Annotated in this window: 10 protein-coding genes; all 10 read right to left on the reverse strand. The window is 36.6% G+C overall.

Annotated elements, in window-relative coordinates:
* Positions 1 to 131: 131 nt before the first annotated feature.
* On the reverse strand, positions 132 to 4,133 hold the full coding sequence (locus L3049_RS05065; RefSeq protein ID WP_275108711.1) for a hybrid sensor histidine kinase/response regulator transcription factor: 4,002 nt from the start codon (positions 4,131 to 4,133) through the stop codon (positions 132 to 134).
* Positions 4,134 to 4,183: 50 nt separating this feature from the next.
* Positions 4,184 to 6,025: a metallophosphoesterase family protein gene (locus L3049_RS05070; protein ID WP_275108712.1), complete on the reverse strand. Its 1,842-nt coding sequence runs from the start codon at positions 6,023 to 6,025 to the stop codon at positions 4,184 to 4,186.
* A gap of 9 nt (positions 6,026 to 6,034) precedes the next feature.
* Positions 6,035 to 8,998, reverse strand: coding sequence for a glycosyl hydrolase 115 family protein (locus L3049_RS05075; RefSeq protein WP_275108713.1), 2,964 nt, complete (start codon positions 8,996 to 8,998; stop codon positions 6,035 to 6,037).
* A complete protein-coding gene (locus L3049_RS05080; protein WP_275108714.1) occupies positions 8,985 to 10,061 on the reverse strand; it encodes a phosphatidylinositol-specific phospholipase C1-like protein in 1,077 nt (358 codons plus the stop codon). The genes L3049_RS05075 and L3049_RS05080 overlap by 14 nt, the downstream gene beginning before the upstream one ends.
* Positions 10,062 to 10,237: 176 nt before the next feature.
* Positions 10,238 to 11,857: a sialate O-acetylesterase gene (locus L3049_RS05085; RefSeq protein ID WP_275108715.1), complete on the reverse strand. Its 1,620-nt coding sequence runs from the start codon at positions 11,855 to 11,857 to the stop codon at positions 10,238 to 10,240.
* Positions 11,858 to 11,961: 104 nt separating this feature from the next.
* Positions 11,962 to 13,821 (reverse strand): alpha-L-rhamnosidase-related protein, encoded by a 1,860-nt coding sequence (locus L3049_RS05090; protein WP_275108716.1) that lies wholly within the window; start codon positions 13,819 to 13,821, stop codon positions 11,962 to 11,964.
* A 16-nt stretch (positions 13,822 to 13,837) separates the two neighbouring features.
* Positions 13,838 to 16,399: a glycoside hydrolase family 3 C-terminal domain-containing protein gene (locus L3049_RS05095; protein WP_275108717.1), complete on the reverse strand. Its 2,562-nt coding sequence runs from the start codon at positions 16,397 to 16,399 to the stop codon at positions 13,838 to 13,840.
* Between the two features lie 50 nt (positions 16,400 to 16,449).
* Positions 16,450 to 18,027, reverse strand: a complete 1,578-nt coding sequence (locus L3049_RS05100; RefSeq protein ID WP_275108718.1) for a glycoside hydrolase family 43 protein — start codon at positions 18,025 to 18,027, stop codon at positions 16,450 to 16,452.
* 123 nt (positions 18,028 to 18,150) lie between these two features.
* A complete protein-coding gene (locus tag L3049_RS05105; protein ID WP_275108719.1) occupies positions 18,151 to 19,455 on the reverse strand; it encodes an alpha-L-fucosidase in 1,305 nt (434 codons plus the stop codon).
* 105 nt (positions 19,456 to 19,560) lie between these two features.
* On the reverse strand, positions 19,561 to 21,855 hold the full coding sequence (locus L3049_RS05110; RefSeq protein ID WP_275108720.1) for a GH92 family glycosyl hydrolase: 2,295 nt from the start codon (positions 21,853 to 21,855) through the stop codon (positions 19,561 to 19,563).
* Between the last annotated feature and the right edge of the window lie 7 nt (positions 21,856 to 21,862).

Raw genomic sequence — 21,862 nt, forward strand, 5'->3', positions numbered from 1 at the left:
GTCCTTCAGTAGGATTGGTTTAATCCAATATAAAGGTCCCATAAATCAACCGATTTATGGGACCTTTATTTATACTATTAGAAGCGGAAACTTTCCTGCAAACAGTTTTTCTCTTAATGCAATCGCACCAACTATTTAATTAATTTACTTGGAGGATAACCAAACTGTTTTTTAAAGCATCTACTAAAATACAAAGGATCGTTAAAGCCAACCATGGTGGCAACTTCGGATACATTGTAACGCTTTCCTTTTAATAATTGAGCCGATTTTTTCAGGCGTATTGTTCGAATAAACTCATTCGGAGCCAAATCGGTTAATTCCTTAATTTTACGATACAATTTAGAGGAACTCATGCCCATTTTATCGCATAATAAACTTGCAGTAAGCTCTGGCTCACTTAGTTTTTCTTCGATGAATACAGTAAGTTTAGTCATAAACTCTTCATCAACAGGCGAATGAGTTAATACATTCACATCACTTTCTGCATCGACAGAAAATTTCCCCTTCAACTCTACTCTTGCTTTTACAATGTTATCGATCCTGGTTTTTAACAAAGACGGATCGAAAGGCTTCACTAAATAAGCATCAGCGCCAAGCTTATAACCTTTTATTTTATTTTCGTTATCGGATAATGCGGTTAATAAAACAACAGGAATATGACTGATTGTTTCATCACTTTTTAACTCTTCACAAAACTGAAATCCGTCCATCACTGGCATCATTACATCGGCAACACAAAGAATGGGTCTTACTTGACGACAAATTTTCAATCCTTCTTCTCCATTTTCAGCTTCATAAACCTTGAAGTAATCGGACAAATACTCAACAGCAAACTTTCTAAGTTCAACATTATCCTCTATAACTAGTATTTTCTCTTTTAGGTGAGTCGATTGAACTGTCTTCTTCGTCTCAATATGATTTAGATTAACTGGTTCTATTGGCTTTGATTCATAATCAAACACTTCAGAATCCTTGTAATATTCTCTCTCAATTGGAATTTCCAAACCGAACACACTTCCCTTATCTGGAATACTTTGCACATCAATTGTTGCTTTATGGAGCTTAACCAAAGAATTAACCAAGGATAATCCAATTCCAGAACCAGTATTGTCTTCCATACTATTCGCTGCCTGATAGAACCTCGAAAAAATCTTTTTCTGACTTTCTAAAGGAATGCCAATGCCATCATCACTAACCTCAATTACCAAACGTTTTGGCTTGAATTCTTTTATTCCAACATACAAATCAACATTACCATATTTAGGTGTAAACTTGATTGCATTAGACAGAAGATTGTATAAAATTTTATCGTATTTGTCCCGATCAATCCATCCCTTAATTGATTCTTCCTCTGAAACTAAATTGAAACTTATTTTTTTATCCTTAGCGAAGCTTTCAAATGAATGAAAAGTATTTCTTGTGTAAAGTAGGATATCGGTTTTCGAAACTTTTAACTGAAGTTCTCCTGTTTGTGCTTTTCTAAAATCTAACAACTGATTGACCAAATAAAGTAATCTGCTGGAATTTTGCAAAATCAAATTCACTCTACTTTTCTGATAATCGGTTCCCTCACCTTCTTCAATCAATTGTTTTGCAGGTCCTAGGATTAAAGATATAGGGGTTCTTAATTCATGAGATATATTTGTAAAAAAACGAAGTTTCTCATTGGTTAGATTTTCATCACGTTCTCGTTTTACCTTTTCGAGTAGTAGTTCCTGTTTTAAATCATATCTATTTTTTAATTGCTTACGAACAAGGTAAATTACAATCACAATTAATATAAAAAAAAGCATAAAAGCTTTATAGGTTAACCAAAAAGGTGGAAGAATATTAATTTGATAAGATGAGGTATCACTCCAGTACCCATTGCTATTTATTGTTCTAATTTTAAATAAATACTTATTGGGATATAGATTCGTGTATTGGACAGTTTTAGAACTGCTTGTCGCATCAATCCATTCTTTGTCGAACCCCTGAAGCATGTACTGAAATTTGTTTTGTATTTCATTTACATATGAACATGAACTAAAGCTTATCGAAAACATACGATTATCGTAATTAAGATCAACCTTTTTTGAATAATTTAAATCTTCTGTTAGAATAACCTGTCCATTGATGGTATCGCCAGGTAAAACCGGAGTATTTTTAACTCGAAAATCGCTAATTAAAGGAGCTGGAGAATAGTTGTTCTCTTTAAGAAGATATGGTTTAAATGAAATAAAACTATTTTCTCCGCCCAGACAAATCTGACTTTTATTGGAGAACAGGAAACCTCTTTTGTTGTAAATATTTGATCGAACACCATTATTTACCGAAAATACACGTAAATCTTTCTCTATCGGATTGTATTTTGCAATCTGGTTAAAATTCATGTTTAACCACATTTGACCTGTTGAGTCGACGGCCATATCGGTAATCCAAATATCCTTTAGCTCTTGTGGTTCACTAACAGTAACAAATTCATCGATTAAAGGATCGTAATAATTTAATCCATGACGAGTTGAAGCCCAAACCTTACCTTTAACATCAATAATAATATCTTTAATTTTATCATTGGAAAGACCTTGGTCACCATTCTCGTTATAATTGTAATTTTTTAAAGATTTTGTTTTAGAATTGTATCTAAAAATTCCATTTTCTGTTGCCAACCAAATTACTCCCGAATAATTTTGAACAATTTTATTGATATCTTGATTTCCTAAGACTTCTGGTTTTACTTGATTATATTTTTTAGATCTAATATTGTATTCAATCAATCCTTCTCCGTTCGATCCAATTAGTAATCGATCTTTGGAAATCTTCAAAATGGAAAAAACAGGAATATCATTAAAGCCTACCTCTAGAATCTCCATCTTGGAGTTTAAATAATCAAATTTCAAGACTCTTCCATCCCACAAACCACAATAAAAAGTTTTTCCATCAGCACTATAAATACTAACAATTCGTAGATCCTTAGCAGAAACTAGTCTAATTTCATTTGATTTTTTCAAATAAATTCCATTGGCATGTGTACCAATTAAAATATTGTTATCGTAGGTTTGACCAAAACTGCTAACGATAGGAATCCTATTCCCTAACACACCTTTTATTCGTGTCATTTTAAACTGGTTATCGAAAGGATCATACTTCTCCACACCATTTTCGGTTCCAATCCATAGCACACCTGCAGCATCAAAATACAAACAAGAAATATAGTTGTTGGTAAGGGACTTATTATAGGATAGATCCGTATCGTACCGTTCATAGGAATTTAAGGCAATATCCTCTATCAAACTACATTTAATCAAACCATTGGTAGTTCCGACCCAATAGAAATCATCGGGACCACGAGTTATGCACCGGAAAAAATCAATCGCAACATCTTTTTGTTCTAATAATTCGAATTCCCCTTTAAGTTTGTTCAGCTTGTATAAACCTCCTCGGGTACCTGCAAAAACATCAAATTTATGATCCTCATAAAGAAAATAAACAGGGCTATTAAGCGATTCCTGATCCTTGTTCTTCATTTCTACATGAACAAGATTTGTGACCATTCCGGAATCATCTATCTCAAAGGAATAAATACCATTTTCATAGGTGCCAACCCATATTTTATTGTCCTTTGTTTGAGTTATAGATCGAATGTACTCAACATTATCTAACTCAACCTTATGAAATATTTTTTCCTCATCATCGTAATAGCACAATCCTTTATGTTTGGTTCCAACCCAAACTCTCTTGTTCCGATCAATAAATAAAGCCCGAATTTTATTTCCGCAAATTTGATTGTTTTGATTTGAATCAGGATGAAATGTTTTAAATTTAGATGTAGGCAAATGAAAGCGTGTTAGGCCATTACTTGTTCCAATCCAAATATTTTCACTATCATCTGCTACCAGCTGAGTAATGTCATCATCCTGCAGGTAATTTGGATTGTAAATATCACTCGTAAATGCTTTAAAATCGACCCCATCGAAACGATTTACGCCTCCAAAAGTTCCGAACCACAAAAAACCATTTTTATCTTGTAAAATAGATCGAACAGAATTATGTGACAATCCTCTTTCATTACTGTAATGCTCAAACCTAAGTTCATCACAATGAGCTGATAAGAATATTGAAAGAAAAGCAAAACAAAAAAATAGCCTCAACATATTTAAAATAGTAAAGAATTAGGCAGTAAGATAACAAAAACAACACTTAATTAATTGGGCAAATTCATAAGACTACCTTTTTTCAAATCAAGCAAAAAATGATCTGCTGGAGCTCCATTCAAAAAGTGATCAAAGATATGTGCAAATTCTCTTACATCTTCATTCAGGGAATTATTCTCTTCAACTAAGTAATCACTTTTTAAAATCTGATTCACAACCAATTGATATTGCTGAATTCTATCAACCCCAATATCTGCTATTGCCAATTTATCAGCACTTCTTAATCTATAAAAATCAAAAATAAGATCAAATCCAGTCCAGTTTCGATAAGCTTCTAAATCGGCATTACTTTTATCAACACCTGCAAATTTCGCCAATTGCATTCCATTCGATTGTAACAGAAATTCTTTTATTTCCTTAGGCCAATCTTTTTTCAGAAATCGAAGGCGAACCAACTCTTTTAAATGCCAGTTGGTAAATTCATGGTATGTGTTCGCCAATAAAATGTCCTTGTTCCAAATATCTTCAGAATTTATCGATTCCAGATAATTGTATTCTTGCTCGTAGAGTGAGAACAACTCCTTGAATCGAGGAACAGAATCAATAACAACTGTTTCTATCTCAACTTTCTCGTTTCCAAAATTTGCAATTTTATAAGCTGGAATGTATGCTGCAAGAGAAGGTATTTGAATGTTTACCAAGCTTTTCCCTTCCTCGTATTTTCTATAACCAGTATCATTAATGTGCATGTGACCACCAAAATGAACTTTTACTCCTGCATCAGAGAAAATTTTTGCGACACTTTCTTCAGGGACACGATGCAATTGCATTTTTCCATCTCCCATTAAGTTTCTGATATGGTCAGATGCATCATCATTAAAATCAATCATTGGGTAATGACTAAAAACAACCAGTTTCTTCCCCAATTTTTCAGCTCTTTCTGTTACCGATTTCACCCAATCAATCAAATGTTTTTTATGGCTTAAGACTTTGTTGTAACCAATACTTGCTCCATTGTAATTAGATGCATTTCCCGGCTCTTTCTCTGCGTCGGCTTTTGGCACATAAACATTCCCATCTATTGCCAAAAACCATATTCCCTCTTCAGGTTCGACCAAATAGCTTACATCCGGAACAGTTGATTGCAATGGCTCTATTTTGTATTGTCTGTTTTCAAAAAGTGCTGCCTTCTTAGCTTCTGGAAAATTATAATCGCCGTAAGAGTAATTAGAAAATGGCGTTTCCCAGTACAGATCAGTTTTATCAGGAGTAAAGCCAAAATTTTTCAACAGATTCATTATTTCTTCGTATCCCATTTTACGGATATCCTTACTTACAACTGTTGGTAGGCCTTCTTTTGATTTCGGAGTATACAATCCGTCTCGACTCATAATTGCCTGAGACTTTCCGCCTTTCCCAAGGAAATCTTTCTTTCCAGCATCCATTGTAAAAGGTCGTACCGGATCATGGTTTCCAGTGGTCAGAATAAACCGAAATCCATATTTTTCTTTATAGTCTTCCAGTATCTTTTTTAAACCTCTAACATTCATAGGCTGACCATCATCACTAAAATCGCCTGGCATCACAACATACTTTATTCCCCTCTTGGCGACATCATCCAGAGCCGCAAGAAAAGCAAAGTAGTTTTCGTTATAAATTCGAGTTGATTTTAATTGTGATTGCATGCTACGAGCAAGTACGTATTTTCCATTGGTCGGATTCAATAAGCCTTTGTAATCACTATCGCTTAATTCACCATAGATATCCTGCAAATGAACATCGGCCATAAAGGCAACCTGCACCGGAGATTCAAGAGTGTTTTCTGATTGTTGGCAAGAATTAAATCCCACCAATACAATCAAAATAAATATGATCTGTTTCAATTTCTTCATTTCATCCAATTACAATTTAGATTCTTTAGGAAAAGCATAAGAGTTTTTCCAACCTCCCAAATCAATTAAAATTTGATCGATCATAACTCCTGGATCAAGCATCCAAACTTTCAAAGTATGCTTACCAGCCTTATTTACAACTTGCTTTACGGATTGGATACTTGCATTTCGCAATACATTTTGCATCCAATCATCACTTCTTCCAAAGGTTTGAAAATCTACTATCACTGGTTTGGTATCGTCAATTGCAATTGCACAACGAACACCTTTCCCATTGTTTACAGCATGTGCTGGAACAGCTTGCAAAAACACATCTGCAGAACCAAAATTAAAAGTATAAAATTCGTATTCAACAGCAGGGCTATTTGTAAGAATTGCTTTCTCATCCATCTGAATAGCTGCTGTTCTCGGTAAGGCTGCAATTACATTTCCACTATACCCTAAACCTTCGATCGTTTCCCATTTGGCTTGCTTTCCATCGGTCTTCCCAGTGAAATTCTCTGCATTAATTGAAATAAACCCTTTGTCTTCAACAAATCCTTTCCAATTTTCCAGCTCCTTAAATTTAGGATTAAATACTGATACTCCAATGGTAATTGTCGTGTCAACAGTAACAAAATCGATAGCTGAATTTACTTTATAACTCGGTGGAATCAATTGGTAATCGTGTCCTAATGGAGCTTCCTTTTTATTATCGCCTTTCGGTACTTTATTCCAATCGATACTAACCCATAAACGCTGTTCCTGATTAGAATTGTTCACACTTCCCGATTCTTGGGAGATATTAATCCAGTCTGCTTTGGCTTCGGCCTTCCATTCCACATCGCCTTTTCCTTTTAAAAATACATCAACAAAATATTCACTTTTTGTGTACGCATTAAAAACAGGAAGAACATCGGCATAAGAATTTATCACCTCATGATTCAATTCCATCTCGTAACTCTCCAAAGCCAATCCAAGTTCTGCTTGTGAGTCGCCCATCGGCACTGAAACTGATGGTTTTGAGAATACCGGCAAATGACGAGGTGACATGCTCATTATGTGATTCCACTTTCCATTTTGCAAGTCGTTGTTAAAGTATGCGGTTTCCTTTTGAATGCTTTTGAAAGCTTCAATGGACTTTTTCCCAAACAACTCAGCACTACTTCTGCCCTGATTTGCTGCAAACTGGTTTTTATAAGAATACAACCACTTATGATTCAAGTTTGCAGCCCCATTTACAGGGTAAGAGACCAATTCATAGTATGCGTCTTTTCTATTATATGTAATATTTTTACCAATCCTCTTGGTTTCATTTATCAACTTCTGATACTCCTCTATTCTTTGTCCAACTTCATCACCATAATGAATTTGAGTAAGCTCTGTTTCGCCCTCTTTTGTGACAGGCTCTACCTGGCTCCACGCCATAAATTCCGGTCTGCGCTGAAAAGCCAATCGGTAGTATTCATACATCAAATCTGTAATTGCTGAAGAATTTTTTGCACCAAACTCTCTGGCTGCCCAATTTTCCATATGAGATTTAACACCTGCACTTTTATCGAAAGAGCTCATATCCCAAGCCATATCTAAAAACAACTCAATATTGTATTCATGAGGTTTGATATCGCCACAATTCAAAACCCAAACATCGCGAGCTTGAAATTCATAAGCCTTATTCATCTCTTCCCACATTAGAACAGGATTAGTCGAATTCAACCATAAATAATCGTGAGGTCTTCCCCAATAGGAGGTATGATAGTAAACACCAGCTCCTCCAGATCGTTTTTGCTCTTCAGGATTACTCAACTGGCGTATGTATCCGTAATTGTCATCAGTCCAAACCAAGCTAATATCTTCGGGTACGTGCATGTCTTTTTGGTAATAGGTCAATACCTCTTTGTAAGGGATAAATATTTGAGGCAGTTCGTTGGCTTTTTTTCCTGTCTTGTTTTGCAAAATCTCTCTTTGATCTAAAACCACATTCTCTAACAATTTCACTTGTGCATCTGAATCATCTTCACCCACAATCATTGGAGAATCGTGCTCTCCGCGCATTCCCATTGTGTAAATACTTTCAAACTTGGAAACTTCCTTAGTTCTTTTGCTAAAAAGATCTTTAATTGTTTCTGAGTTGTTGTCGTAACGCCACTCACCCATTGTTTTGCTATCCCATTCTGCATTGATATTACACAACATTGGTTCACAATGAGATGTGCCTACTACAATTGCATAATCATCGGCAACCTGTTTGTTTTCAGGATAATAATAGAATGGTTTTGTGCAAGAGTGCATGGCTGGCCAAATGGTATTCGCACGCAAACGCAACAACAGCTCAAATACTTTTGCATAGGTCTTAGGTCCGATATCACCAGTCTCAGGCTCATAATTCAAAGCCGCCCAACGCTGCAATCCCCAATCTTCATCGTTTAAAAATATTCCACGGTATTTTACCGATGGCGAACCATATTTATTATTTTCAATTCTAAGTAACAGTTCTTGCTTCTTATCAGGAGTTACATCGGCCCACCATTCCCATGGCGACACACCAATCATTCGTGAAATCTCTAACAAACCAAAAGCTGTACCTCTTCGGTCAGATCCAACGATCACCAATGCATTCTTTACATCCTTACTTAAATTTGCTACAACTTGAATCGTATAGGATTCCCAATTGTTCTGTATTGCAGAAACATCAAGCTTCTTTTCTGTAATCAATCTGTCAATAATTTTATTCTTACCAATGGTTCCGGCAATAATTGCCCCATTGGCTAATTTGTGTTCTATTGTAAGTTTGGTTCCGCTGACTTTAAATACATCTTCGGATAATATTTCAGCAGCGATCTCAACCACCTTGGCATCTTTCTTATCTATGATGATTTTTGCCGTTTGCTTCTCTGACACCAGTTCAAAACTTTTGTTTTGTGCATTAAGCCCCGATGTGAAAAACAGCAATAACATACTGACAATTACGAATCTCATCTTATTTTGTATCATGGTTTACTAATTTTATTCTTTCGTAGCTGTTATTCTCAAAGCTGATTTTAAAATCAGACTTGTATAAGTTTGTAGGGATATAATAATCGGTTGAGATTACCTGAGCTCCCGATTCTTTTGCTTTTTCAAATTTGGTATAGTCCTTGGTTCTGGATTCTTTAGTTCCTGCATCGGCTCTGGTTCTCACTAGATATCCTTTTTCAACCAATTCTTTGATGTGGTTAAAATCTCTAATTGGATTATTGATAATTCGAAAAGCAGCTTCTGGGTTTCCTTCGGGACTATTTACAAACAGTACCCTTCCTTTTAAGCTAGGATGGCCTTCCAGATAACTGCTAATTTTCTCTTCTTTCTCGTCCAGCACAAAAAGAAATCGACCTTTTAACTCCTCCAAACGAGGCCATCCATTGGTTAGAATGGCAGTTTCTAAATTTTCAAAATTACCACGAACCAAATCGGGTGTAATTAATTGTTCGTTGGAAAATACCGAACGAATTTCCATATCCAAACTATCCAAAGCTTCCTTGGTAAAAGGGAGCGGATCAAGTGTTCCTTCAACTTTTTGATCCTTGGTATTCATCAAAACAAAAACCGGCGTATGATTCGGATTTTGATTCGACCATTGCTTCATCATATTCAAACCATCTTTAAATAGCAAATGATGACTTCTAAAATCAATATCTTGAATGTGAAACATTTTCAAGCCGGATTCGGCTAATTTTTGTTCTGCATCATATTCTTTAGGTTCAAAACCTGATTCCCTGATCAGCTCTAATCCTTTTGGATTTAAAAAATGTCCTCCTTGAGGATCATAAAACACATCTAACTCCACATTTCGCAAGCCTAATTCCAATTGCTTTTTAATTGAAATATGACCGTATTGTAAGGAAGTTGCTTTTGTAGAATCCATTTGATAAATGTAATCCCAAAGTGCTTTTTCAATTGGAATTTTATATGAATTGTGACTACCAATAACCTGTATCTCATTCAAACGGATTTCCGTTTTATTGCAAGCGGATACGGTTAGTAAAATACCTAATGCTAATAATATTCGATTCTTCATTCTAAAATTCTTGCTTGTTTCTTAAGCTGTGAAATTACGAACTAAGGACTAAAAGCAGATGAACAAATCAATCACAGATATGGACATATTATTCACGATTCATTTATATGCATCTGTTTAGAATGAGATATTCACACAAAAAAATATGCCCAATTTTTTCGAATAGTAATGTACTATTATTTTCTACTCTGAATATATTTATCAGCGAATCGTTTCCCTAATATTCGTTGACTTTGAGAATCAAAATGAAGACTATCTCCTCGATTAATAAGGTCGGCTGTGGGAATCAATTCTGCATGGATATCTTTTGAGACATAGTCCTCAATTTCCTTATTTATTTGCAACCATTTGCTTTTATTTTTCGAGTAGCTTCCCAATTCTCCGATCAATACAGGCAAAGATTTGTTTCCTGCAAAGCTTCGGAATTTGCTCACTAATTTCATGAGTCTCTCTTCATATTTTGGAATGCAGCGTTCATTTGCATCACTTTCTCCCTGATGCCACAAAATCCCCTTCAATTTGCCGTATTTTTTTGCCAAATTCATCTTCTCCTTAAAATTGGAGAGTAGTTGCACCTCGCGATGAATGGAATCCCCCAACCATTGACTGATAGAACTTCCTCCTACAGCGGTTGGAATCAAAAGAATAGAAACATTTTCAGGTACTTGATTGAGTAACTGATTTGCAAATGAAACCCCACAATCTAAACCCTTCATTGTCGGTTCATAAAAGTTCAGCGGCTCTTTGGCCAGAATAACTTCATTACTTTTATTAATCGTTAGAATTCTTTCAGAAGTAATGGTATCCTGGGGCTCAACAAATCCTCGTCCAGCCATATTAGATTGTCCCGCCATCATAAAAACCCAAACGTCCTTCTTTTTAGGCATTTTCTTCGGATAGACTGTTGATTTCGGAAAATTCATAACCCGTTGGTGCTTTTCGAACTTCCTGCTGTTTACCATTTGACTTAACCATTTTTCGGCAAGTGCAGGCCAGGTTTCTGCTGCTGGATTTCCTTTTCGCAATCCATATCCATGTCCTCCAGTGCCTAGCAGGTGCAATTCAACAGGTATCTTTTTATCCCGCAGAGCTGCAGTCATTACCAAAGAGCTATTTCCATATTTATCATCAGCTGTTCCGAAAATAAAGAAGGGTGGCGTGTACTTGCTAATGGTCAATTCTGGCGTAAGACTTCTCTTTTCTCCTTTATCGAGATAAGCTGGATAAATGAGCATGGAAAAATTTGGACGGCAGGAAAACTCATCCATAGCATCTATTTTTGCATAAGAATCGAGCTTAAACTGAGTGGAAGTTCGAGCACACAGACTTGCTCCGGCAGAAAAACCAATCATTCCTATTCTTTCAGGATGCAAATTATATTCATAAGCTTTACTTCGAACCAAACGAACAGCTCTTTGAGCATCATTTAAGGCTCCTTTTTGCTTATTAGGAATGCGATATTGCAATACAAAAGCCGTATATCCAAGCGAATTAAGCCATTCTGCAATTTCATAACCTTCCTTATCTACGGCCAAAATATTGTATCCGCCACCCGGGCAAACAATAATACCAACACCCGAGGAATTCGGTTTTGCCGGTTCAAAAACCACTAAGGAAGGATTGGTAACCTCGGCCAGACGAATTACATTGCCACTGGAATTTCCAGACACGATTGCGGACCGCTTTGCTTTGAGTTCACCGGGAACTTTATCTGGCCATAAGTAAAGTGTGTCTCTTGTTTGAGCATGACCTGCCAAGGCGAGAAAAAGAGCCAATATTGAAAAGGTAAATTTCATGCGTTTATCAGTTTATTTGTTAGTTTAAATATACGGATTGAGCAGGAAAATTCGCTTTTTCAGCTCATCTTCCTGCTCATTATCATTTGGAAACAGTAATTCTTTTACTGCTGAATTTGCAAGGTATTTATCCCTTCGTTCAGCTTCACTATTTTTTTATTTTTAATAATACAATTGTTCAACAAAACTTTAATCTTACTGTTCGGCAAAACGAATTCCCCATTCATGCCTTTGGGCAGCTTAATTTCGTAGATCTGCTCGTTCTTATCCGATACAATGTACTTGGCCTCGATACTACCTTTTAGGGTAGGAACTTTTATTTCTGAAAATTGAAGATTCGTCAATTGAGGTTTAATTTGCACACTAGCAAAACCTGGTGTTTTAGGTGTAACTCCCCACATCTGACGAGTAATAACATTTAATGGAGCAGTTCCCCAAGCATGATTCCAATCTGAATTGGGTTTGTATTTCATATCCCATGCTTCCAAAGCCATGGTCGAACCAATTTCAATCATGTTCCACCAAGTACGGTCGTGTGTCGTATCAGTGATTAGTTTCAAAGCATATTCCGATTCGTTGGCTTTATATAAAGCATCCAACAGATACTGAGCTCCATAAACACTACAAGCCATTCCTCTTGTTTTGATGAACTCACTAACCGACTTCTTATTTTTTTCCGGTACTAGATCAAAGGCAAGTGGAAACATATTGGCATGCAATGAAGCATGATTGGTACCTTCTCCATCGATATAAATCCCTCTCGATTTATCGAATAACTTGTTATTGATGACCTTTTTAAGCTTCTTCGATTTTTTCTTAAAGAAAGTAGCATCCTTAGTTTTACCAAGGCAGTCAGCAATTTCCGACATCAAAAATAGATTGTAATAGTAAAACGAATTGACCACCGTATTAATTGCCACCATTTCGTAACCATCACGTTCACCTTCTTTTTTTGCAAGCTTCCATCCTGTATCCTTTTGTCCTGCAGGCCAGTCAACAATATCCCTTACCCTCGTATTCGCTTTTTTAAATCCTAATTCCAATTTAAATTCACCATCTAACTTAGCTGATTTTGAACTGATCAATCCATCCTCACGCTCCAAATCCATTAAGGTTCTTATTTTTAGAACGTCATAATATTTCTCAAGCATCTCTTTATCACCGGTGTACATATAATCCTGATAGTACAGTAAAACGGTATGCAAAAGCCATTCTGTTGGCCAGGTAGGATGCTCAACAAAATATTCGTTGGTTCTGCGAGCAATCGAATAAACATTATCTACGGCATAATGACTTAGCTGATTGATATAGGCGTCAGCTTCGTAAGGAATACGTTCCCGGTCTCCATCCACATAGTAACCTGCAAAACTTGTTGCTTTTATGGTGTGCTTGCATAAATCCCAAACTGCATTCAAAACTGTATCCGAAGAGGTAAACGTTCCTGCTTCATCATTAAATTGATAATAATATCCTTTTTGCCAGATTTCTAATTCTTCAATCGGAATCTTTAGATTCTCTATTTCACAATACCTGAACGGCATGATCACTCCGAAAGATTCCGGAAGGTGAATCGCACCAGGTTTTGTATTTCTCTTATCAGCAAGCAAATTAACAACCATATTTTGATTGGCATTAACTTGATCAAGCTTCACTTGTTGATAACGAATTGTTCCGCCAGGATTTCTATCAATCTGATTTATTTCAGTTAATTTCTCACCCAAACGAACAATCAAACTATCCTTCTGTAGCTGTTTGGAATGTAAAACTACCGTTCCAAAATAGGCTTTTCCAAAATCAATAAAATAATGACCGTCGGCTAGCTTTACTATTCTTTCTGCTTTGTTCAGTACCGTTTCAAAATCATTTTCAGTTGGTACCTTAGTGATTTGAGCTTGTCCTAAAGTACACAAGGTCAAAAACAGACATGACAACAGATATAATTTACTATTTGATGATATATTCATGCTTCTACTTCTCTATTTATTTCACCTTACAAGTTTTCTTTAATCGGATATCACTTGATGATGCACCGATCATAAACTCAAAAGCTCCTTTCTCAAAATGCCATTCATTACACTTTTCATCCCAAAACATTAATTGTTGAATTGGGACCTCAAAGCTTATACTTTTCGATTCGCCAATTGCCAAAGAAGTTCTTTTAAAACCAACCAGTTGTTTTAATGGTCTTTGTACCGAAGACTTCACATCTTTCACATACAATTGAACCACCTCATCCCCCTCGTAGTCTCCTGTATTTTTGACCGTTGCAGAAATCGTAATGCTTTCCTGATTTTTAGCAATTTTCATATCGCTATAAGCGAAAGAAGTGTAGCTTAAACCGTATCCAAAAGAATAAAGTGCTTCTCCTTCAAAATATTGATAAGTTCTGCCTTTGGTAACTTCGTAATCGTTCATTGGCGGAAGATCTTTCTCCGATTTATAGAAGGTAAAAGGCAAACGTCCTGCAGGATTGTAATCACCAAAAAGCACATCGGCGATGGCAGTACCACCACTTTCACCAGGATACCATGCATCCACGATTGCAGGAACGGTTGCATCCATCCAATTAATGGCTAAGGAACTACCCGCGACCAAGACCACAATCATATTTTTATTTTCCTTGTAGATATCTTTTAAATAGTTGACCTGATCTTCAGGAAGTCCTAATTCAACTCTATCTTTTCCTTCTTTTTCGATGGTTTTATTGATTCCCATTACGGCAATCACATAATCACTGCTTCGAGCCGCGAGCCTATCTTCTTCGTATAAATCGCCACCATCGGCATTCGGCACTTTCCAAAGCAATTGACAAATTGCATCGCCACCATTATCAAAATATTCCAACTTGATAGCATATTTTTTACCGGCTTCCATTTTAATATCTACCTGATCGGTTGTTGTGCCACGATTGTGCCATTCGTCAACTACCAATTCATCATTCAACCACAAACGAATTCCATCATCAGAATTCACTCCAATTTTATAATCACCCGTGATATTAGGCGCAATATAACCAGTCCATCTAATCGATTTATGTTTGTAATTCGTGTAAGGATCTGGAGGCTGATTTACTGGATCGAAGTTCACCACTTTATCGGTTCGTGTTTGAGGAGTTCCTTCCAAAAACTTATCGTCATAGTATTCAGCATACAAACCTTTTCCGTCGTTTTTATCGTTGCGTAGATATTCCGACTCTAAAATATTAAGGTTTCTGGCTGCAGTTTTCCATTTTACATACTGAACCTCTGCCTTATCGGCCAGTTTGTTTTGAATTCCTTTTAGCGGTGATATAGGAGATATAACTGGTAATCCACTATAATCACCAAAAACAACTTGGTTGGCGTTGAAACCTACTACTGCTACTTTTTTAATCGCATTGGCATCTAAAGGCAGTATATTATCCTGATTTTTAAGCAAAACAATTGATTGTCTTGAGGTTTCAAGGGCAAGTTCCTGGTGCTCTTTTGAACCAATTACATCAGGAGATATTTTAGCGTAAGGATTACCTGCTGCAGGATCGAAAATACCCAATTTGAATCGGGCCTCTAATACACGGCGAGCTGCTTTGTCGATAGATTCCTTTTTTACCAGTCCAGCCTGATAAGCTGGATACAAATGATTTGTATAAATTACGTTACCACATTCCAAATCGAGACCTGCTTCGATCGCTACTTTTGCAGCCATTTGCGGTGTTTCTACATAATGATGTGATTTTTCTAGATATTTCGGAGCTCCACAATCGCTCACCACATAACCAGTAAAGCCCCATTCATCACGTAAAACAGTTTGCAGTAACCAATTGTTTGCGGTACAAGGTATACCATTTATGGCATTGTAAGCACTCATAATGGCTTGTGCTTTTCCTTCTACGATACATGCTTTAAAAGCAGGCAAATAATATTCACGCAAAGCTCTTTCAGATATGTCAGCATTGCAGGCAAATCGGTTTTCTTCCTCGTTATTGGCTACAAAATGTTTAGGTGTAGCCACAACTTTCAAATATTTTTCGTCGTCCCCTTGTAATCCATTTACAAAAGAAAGCCCAATTTTACTAGTCAAAAATGGATCTTCACCATAGGTTTCAGGTGTGCGACCCCAACGAGGATCTCTTGCCATATTTATTGTTGGCGACCACATGGTTAGCATATCGCTATATCCTGATGTTTGGTCTTTTCCTTGATTCAAGAAATTCCATTTGGCACGGGCTTCATCTGAAATTGCAGTAGCCACATTGTAAATTAAGTCAGGATTCCAAGTTGCAGAAAGTGCAATGGCTTGAGGAAATACTGTAAAACGTCCTCCTTTAACCACTCCATGCAATCCTTCATTTCCATGATAATATTTGTCCACACCCAAGCGCGAAATCTCTTTACCTGAAGCCTGTAGCAAAAATACCTTCTCCTCTACCGTTAATCGGCTCATTAGATCATCTACTCTCTCCTCAATAGATAGACTACAATCATTAAACCTATACTCTGATTGACTAAAACCAATGTTTGGAAGTAGTACTAAAATTAAAAAAATAAATCTTCCTAGTTTCATATCTTGTTCGTAATTATTATTTTTTGAATCAAAAAAATGCTAAAAAAACACTACTCCATTCTAAACCAATCGAAATCAGCATAACTTAGTGTTTCATCCATATTAGGATTAATACAAAAAAGCCCAACTTTAGCGCCTATCCATTTGCCTGTTGTAGCTTTAAAAGATTCTCCAATACTTAAATACTGACGGCCATCCTTACTATATTCAAATTGACACATTTTATCTGCTGTCACTTTCACTCTTAAAAAAATAGTTTCTGAGCTAACAGGAATGCTTTCAATTTCCCTTGTCTTGTCCATATGCCTACTATACTCACCTTTGAACATTGCTACTCTTAGGGACTCTTCTTCTTTAACAATTCCTACATAAGCCCAATGCCTTCCCATAACAACTAGGCCACATCTCTCACCTGATAATTCTAGATGACAGTTTACTTTTGTAGTAGCCATGAATTGAGGAGCTGGGATCTTCTGTAGCAGAAGGTTAGGCACGTGCCACAGATTCCCATATTGAGTAAGGTTCTGCACAGCATTTAATCTTAAACATCCCTCATTTTTATTAAGAGAATACCATTCCTCCTTGGGGTTCGCCTGCCACTGCCATTGAAGACCTAAATCTACTATATTAAATTCATCTCCGGTTTGCGGTATTCTCACAGCATACCTATGCCCTACATTGGGTAAAGCATATTCCTTCACCGGTTCTCCTATACCATCATTATTGATATCTATACCCATCATAGGCCAACCATCTTGCCAAGTGACAGCTTGTAAATGAACTATTCTACCATAAGAAGCTCTATCCTGAAAATGAGCAAACCACCATTCACCTGACTTCAACTCAACCAAACCTCCTTGGTGTGGACCATTGATAGCAGTATTACCTTGATGCATAACTTTTTTACTCTCGTAAGGACCATAAATATTTGTGGCTCGTAAAACAGTTTGCCATCCCTCGGACACTCCACCTGCAGGAGCCATTATATAATAATACCCTTCCTTTTTTAAAAACTTAGGACCTTCAATAATAGGTGCTTTGTCCTGATCATCAAAAATAATTGTACCATTATCCAATAGTCGTTTCCCATCCTGAGTCATTTTGTGAAGTATCAATTTATTACCCCCTAGCTTGCTTCTAACAAGATAAGCATTGCCATCGTCATCCCACAAAGGACAAGGATCTTCCCAATTGCCCACTTCCACAACATGCGTCAACTCCCATTCCGCAATGGGGTTATCAGTGACTGCCATAAACAAACCATCTTCAGGAGTACAGAAATAAACATAAAACTTATCATCATGATAACGAATAGATGGTGCCCAACACCCCTCTCCATGTGCTGGCTTATTATACTTTTCTAAGGGCAAACTCTGATAAACATGATTAATTATCTTCCAATTGACCATATCTTTAGAATGCAAAATAGGGATACCTGGCATACAATTAAAACTAGAAGATACCATATAGAAATCGTCGTTAACCCTAATAAGGTCAGGATCAGAATAATCAGCAAAAACAATAGGATTCTTGAAGTTTCCATCACCTAAATCAGGACTCCAAAGCTGAGCTAGACACTGAGATATTAACACCAATTGAAATAGTATGGTTGAAACAAGTATTTTCATTGTAAGGTCTATATTAGAATGTTTTACGATTGCGCAATAACTTATAGTAAAACGAGAAAATATATTAATTGTATACTAAACCCCTTTGTTGGAGCTTCTTTTTAGTAAAAAGATCTTCACTTATTATTTTATGATTTCAACATTTGTTAGTTTCACCACGACCGGATTAGGCCATACTTTATCGTTATAAAGTCTTTGTGCTCTGGAAACAGAAATTTCCAAAAGATCTTTATGCTGAATAAATCTGGATTTTGGGATATTTTCTGGCCAATACTCCACCACCAAATCATTCTGACCCAAAACAGAAATATCTGTTTTATCGGTAGCTCTTAGGTTCTTCATTAAAAAGTTTCGTCGTCGCCCTTTGAACCAATCTTCTTGTCCTGTGATGAAAACATATACGGCATTCTCCTTTTCATTTTGAGTGAACCACACATATCCATCTTTAATAATACCAGGTAAAGGACGAATGTTTTTAATTGCCTCTTCGTTCACGAACATCCAAAGTCCTAGTTCACGTAGACGTTCTTCCTGTTCTATAGCAATTTCCCCATTAGGCTTAGGACCTATATTCAATAAGAAATTCCCTCCTTTTGCTCTAATTTCTATCAACTTATTGATGACATCAGTACCACTTTTATAACTTTCATGAGTCGGTTTGTATTGCCATTGTGTTCCCATGGTCATGCAGGTTTCCCAAGGTCCTTTCATAGCTCCACCAGGAATACTCTGCTCAGGTGTTTTCATTCCACCTCGAGTTACCACAATATTTGGATCTTTATCATGAATATATTGCACTAAAGGTCCTGTCTTAAAAGCATCAAAAAATACGATATCAATCGGTCCATAATTCGCCAAAAGCTCATCAATTTGAGTTTTATCGTAGGCTAAAAGTTCCGGATTATCGGTAATTTGACTTCCTTCTCGCTTTCGAGAAATTAGGGTGCCTTGTTCGTGTAGAAAATGAAAATCCTCAGGCGAAAAATACACTCCCACTTTCAATCCATACTTTCGTAATGATGTAAAAAGCATGTCTGTAATATCCTTCCCGTAAGGCGTATTCATGATATTAAAATCAGTGGTTTTTGTATCCCACATACAGAACCCATTGTGATGCTTTGTCGTGAACACCACATACTCAGCACCTGTTAATTTGAACAATCTAGCCCATTCATCCGAATCAAATTTATCTGGATAAAAAGTCTTGGGTAGCTCCTTAAAATATTTATTTACGTAATCGTCTGATGCTCCAACTAGGGAATGACTAATTACACTTCCCAATTGAGAATCCATACTCCAGTGGACAAAGATTCCTAAACCCATATCCATAAATTTTTCTTCCTCTTCAGCTTTATTTTTAAGCTGTCCGAAAACAGAAAAACTGCATAAGGTGAACAACAAGGCAGAACACAATAATTTATATTTCATCACTTTTCTTTATTACGTTTTAATGGGACCTTTTTAATTGCTCCCAACCAGCCAATCTACATCAGGAATAGATCCTTTGTATGAGCTGGATAATTAGGTTTCAATCTATTTTCTCGTTAGCGAGTGAGGTCGAGATTCTTTACTCGTTCCCCATTCTTTATTAGGAAGCTCACCCATTTCAAAATCAAGAACTCCGCCTTTTATCAAATCGAAATGATTAAAGAAATTCTGATCCGTATTAACGCCATTTACCTTCAATGAATGAATGTAATTGTTACCTGTTGAAGCTCCTTTTGCATTAATTTCGATTGCATTTCCATTCTCCAAGTGAATTTTAATTTTATCGAAACGAGGACCTGAGATCACATATTCAGGAACAGATGGACAGACAGGATAAAATCCCATAGCAGCAAAAGCATACCATGCTGACATCTGACCTGCATCATCGTTTCCACTTAATCCTCCAGGACCTGTAATGTATTCAGTATCCATTATTTGAGTAACCAAAGCTTGTGTTTTCCATGGTTGACCGCTATAATTGTATAGGAATGGAATTTGATGTCCTGGTTCATTACCATGCCAATACTGACCTATAGAATGAAAGCGATCTAAATTGGTATTAAAACCATCTTGTCCACCCATCAAATCCATTAAGCCTGCCATATCGTGAGGTACATACCATGTGTACTGATAAGGCGTACCTTCTGTAATGTAAGGCATACGAACAAACTTATCAAATTCATCGGTAAAACTTCCATCAGCATATCTTCCTCTTATGCACGAGTCAGCTTCACTATATACATTCTGATAATTTAATGCTCGTTGTGTTAATATTTCTGAATTTACAGTATCGCCGCGCTTGTTAGCGATTTGGCTTAGTGCGAAATCATCAAAAGCGTACTCCATAGTTCTGGATGCCTGCTCCTTATCATGATAAGACTCTTTCACCTCGTCTTCTAATGGAATGTATCCATATTTCAGATAAGATTTCAAGCCACGGCGCCCTTTTCCTTCTTTGTATTCCTCAAAAGTATCGGGTGACTTAAACGCATTTTGCAGCAAATAGCCATATTGTTTATCACTAATATCAATGACTCCTTTTGAATAAGCATCTGCAATAGCAGAAATGGCATGATCACCAATCATAGCAGATGTGTAACTGTTCCAACAAGGGAAAATTGGCAGCCAACCGCCTTGTTCCGCTTTTAGAAAGAGACTATTCATCATATCAGCGCTCACATCTGGCATCAAAAAATTGAATAAAGGAAGCGAAGCTCTGTAGGTATCCCACATCGAAAAATCGACGAAATAATCCTTATCTCCGCTATTCATAATTTTCTTACCACCTGCAAAACTCACGTATGAACCATCACAATCGTTAAATGTTCTTGGTTGCAAACAGCTATGATACATTGCTGTGTAAAACTTTACCTTATCCTCTTCTACCTCTCCTTCAACTTGTACTTTCGACAAAAGATTTTCCCAAGTAGATTTCAATTGATCTTTTGCAATATCAAAATCAAGATTATCGGTTTCTGTATCTAAATTCTTTCTTGCTTGCTCAATACTTGTAAAAGATGTACCAACAGAAGCAAAAATTTCTTCATTTTCCTGAACCATAAAAGAAACAAAAGCTCCTAAATCTTCAAGATCAGCAACTTGTTGCTCTCCATCATAAATTTTATCGCCCTGGTATACGCCATAAGTTTCAAAATCGGATTTGAAGCGAACAACAAAATAGCCACTAAAACCAGCTTCTTCGCCCCAGCCTTGATAAATTCGGTGAACAGGATTGTAACCTATGATCTCATTTCTTCCTGGAAGAACTCTTATAAAACCTTGTCCTTCGTCACTATTAGGATTTACAACAATGTGAGCTTCACCTTCTTTTGCAAAAGTAAATTTGAACAAGCCAGACCTCTTTGTCGCCGTCATCTCTACATCAATATCATAATCTTCTAGGTGTACTTGATACAAATATGGACTTGCCATTTCGTTATTGTGTGAAAATTTAGATCCACGCACAGTTGGCAAACACTTTAATGCACCCGAAATAGGCATAATCGTCATACTTCCATATTCCTGAACACAAGAGCCACTCAACCAATGACTTCCTCTAAATCCTTGAATAATTGAATCAGTATAGTAATATGGAGAATGACACTTGGTCTCTGTCGCCTTTGTTTGAGGAGTCCAATTGGTCATCCCAAATGGCACCGTAACACATGGAACTACCTGTGAATTATTCTCGGTACCAACACTATGTTTTAGTGTGCTTTCTGATGTAAAAGGTGCCGTACCAATTAATGGATTAACATACTTTACATATTCTGTATTCTTTTCTGAAGTCTGACATCCTGCAAACAGCAAACCGATCAAACTAATTGTTATAAGTCTCATAAATCGT

Origin of the sequence: Labilibaculum sp. DW002, from assembly GCF_029029525.1 — a bacterium.
Taxonomy (GTDB): Bacteria; Bacteroidota; Bacteroidia; order Bacteroidales; family Marinifilaceae; genus Paralabilibaculum; species Paralabilibaculum antarcticum.

What these genes read in the sequence shown, in the direction of transcription:
- L3049_RS05065 (WP_275108711.1), bottom strand. Translation starts at nt 4,133, where the DNA reads ATGTTGAGGCTATTTTTTTGTTTTGCTTTTCTTTCAATATTCTTATCA.
- L3049_RS05070 (WP_275108712.1), bottom strand. Translation starts at nt 6,025, where the DNA reads ATGAAGAAATTGAAACAGATCATATTTATTTTGATTGTATTGGTGGGA.
- L3049_RS05075 (WP_275108713.1), bottom strand. Translation starts at nt 8,998, where the DNA reads ATGATACAAAATAAGATGAGATTCGTAATTGTCAGTATGTTATTGCTG.
- L3049_RS05080 (WP_275108714.1), bottom strand. Translation starts at nt 10,061, where the DNA reads ATGAAGAATCGAATATTATTAGCATTAGGTATTTTACTAACCGTATCC.
- L3049_RS05085 (WP_275108715.1), bottom strand. Translation starts at nt 11,857, where the DNA reads ATGAAATTTACCTTTTCAATATTGGCTCTTTTTCTCGCCTTGGCAGGT.
- L3049_RS05090 (WP_275108716.1), bottom strand. Translation starts at nt 13,821, where the DNA reads ATGAATATATCATCAAATAGTAAATTATATCTGTTGTCATGTCTGTTT.
- L3049_RS05095 (WP_275108717.1), bottom strand. Translation starts at nt 16,399, where the DNA reads ATGAAACTAGGAAGATTTATTTTTTTAATTTTAGTACTACTTCCAAAC.
- L3049_RS05100 (WP_275108718.1), bottom strand. Translation starts at nt 18,027, where the DNA reads ATGAAAATACTTGTTTCAACCATACTATTTCAATTGGTGTTAATATCT.
- L3049_RS05105 (WP_275108719.1), bottom strand. Translation starts at nt 19,455, where the DNA reads ATGAAATATAAATTATTGTGTTCTGCCTTGTTGTTCACCTTATGCAGT.
- L3049_RS05110 (WP_275108720.1), bottom strand. Translation starts at nt 21,855, where the DNA reads ATGAGACTTATAACAATTAGTTTGATCGGTTTGCTGTTTGCAGGATGT.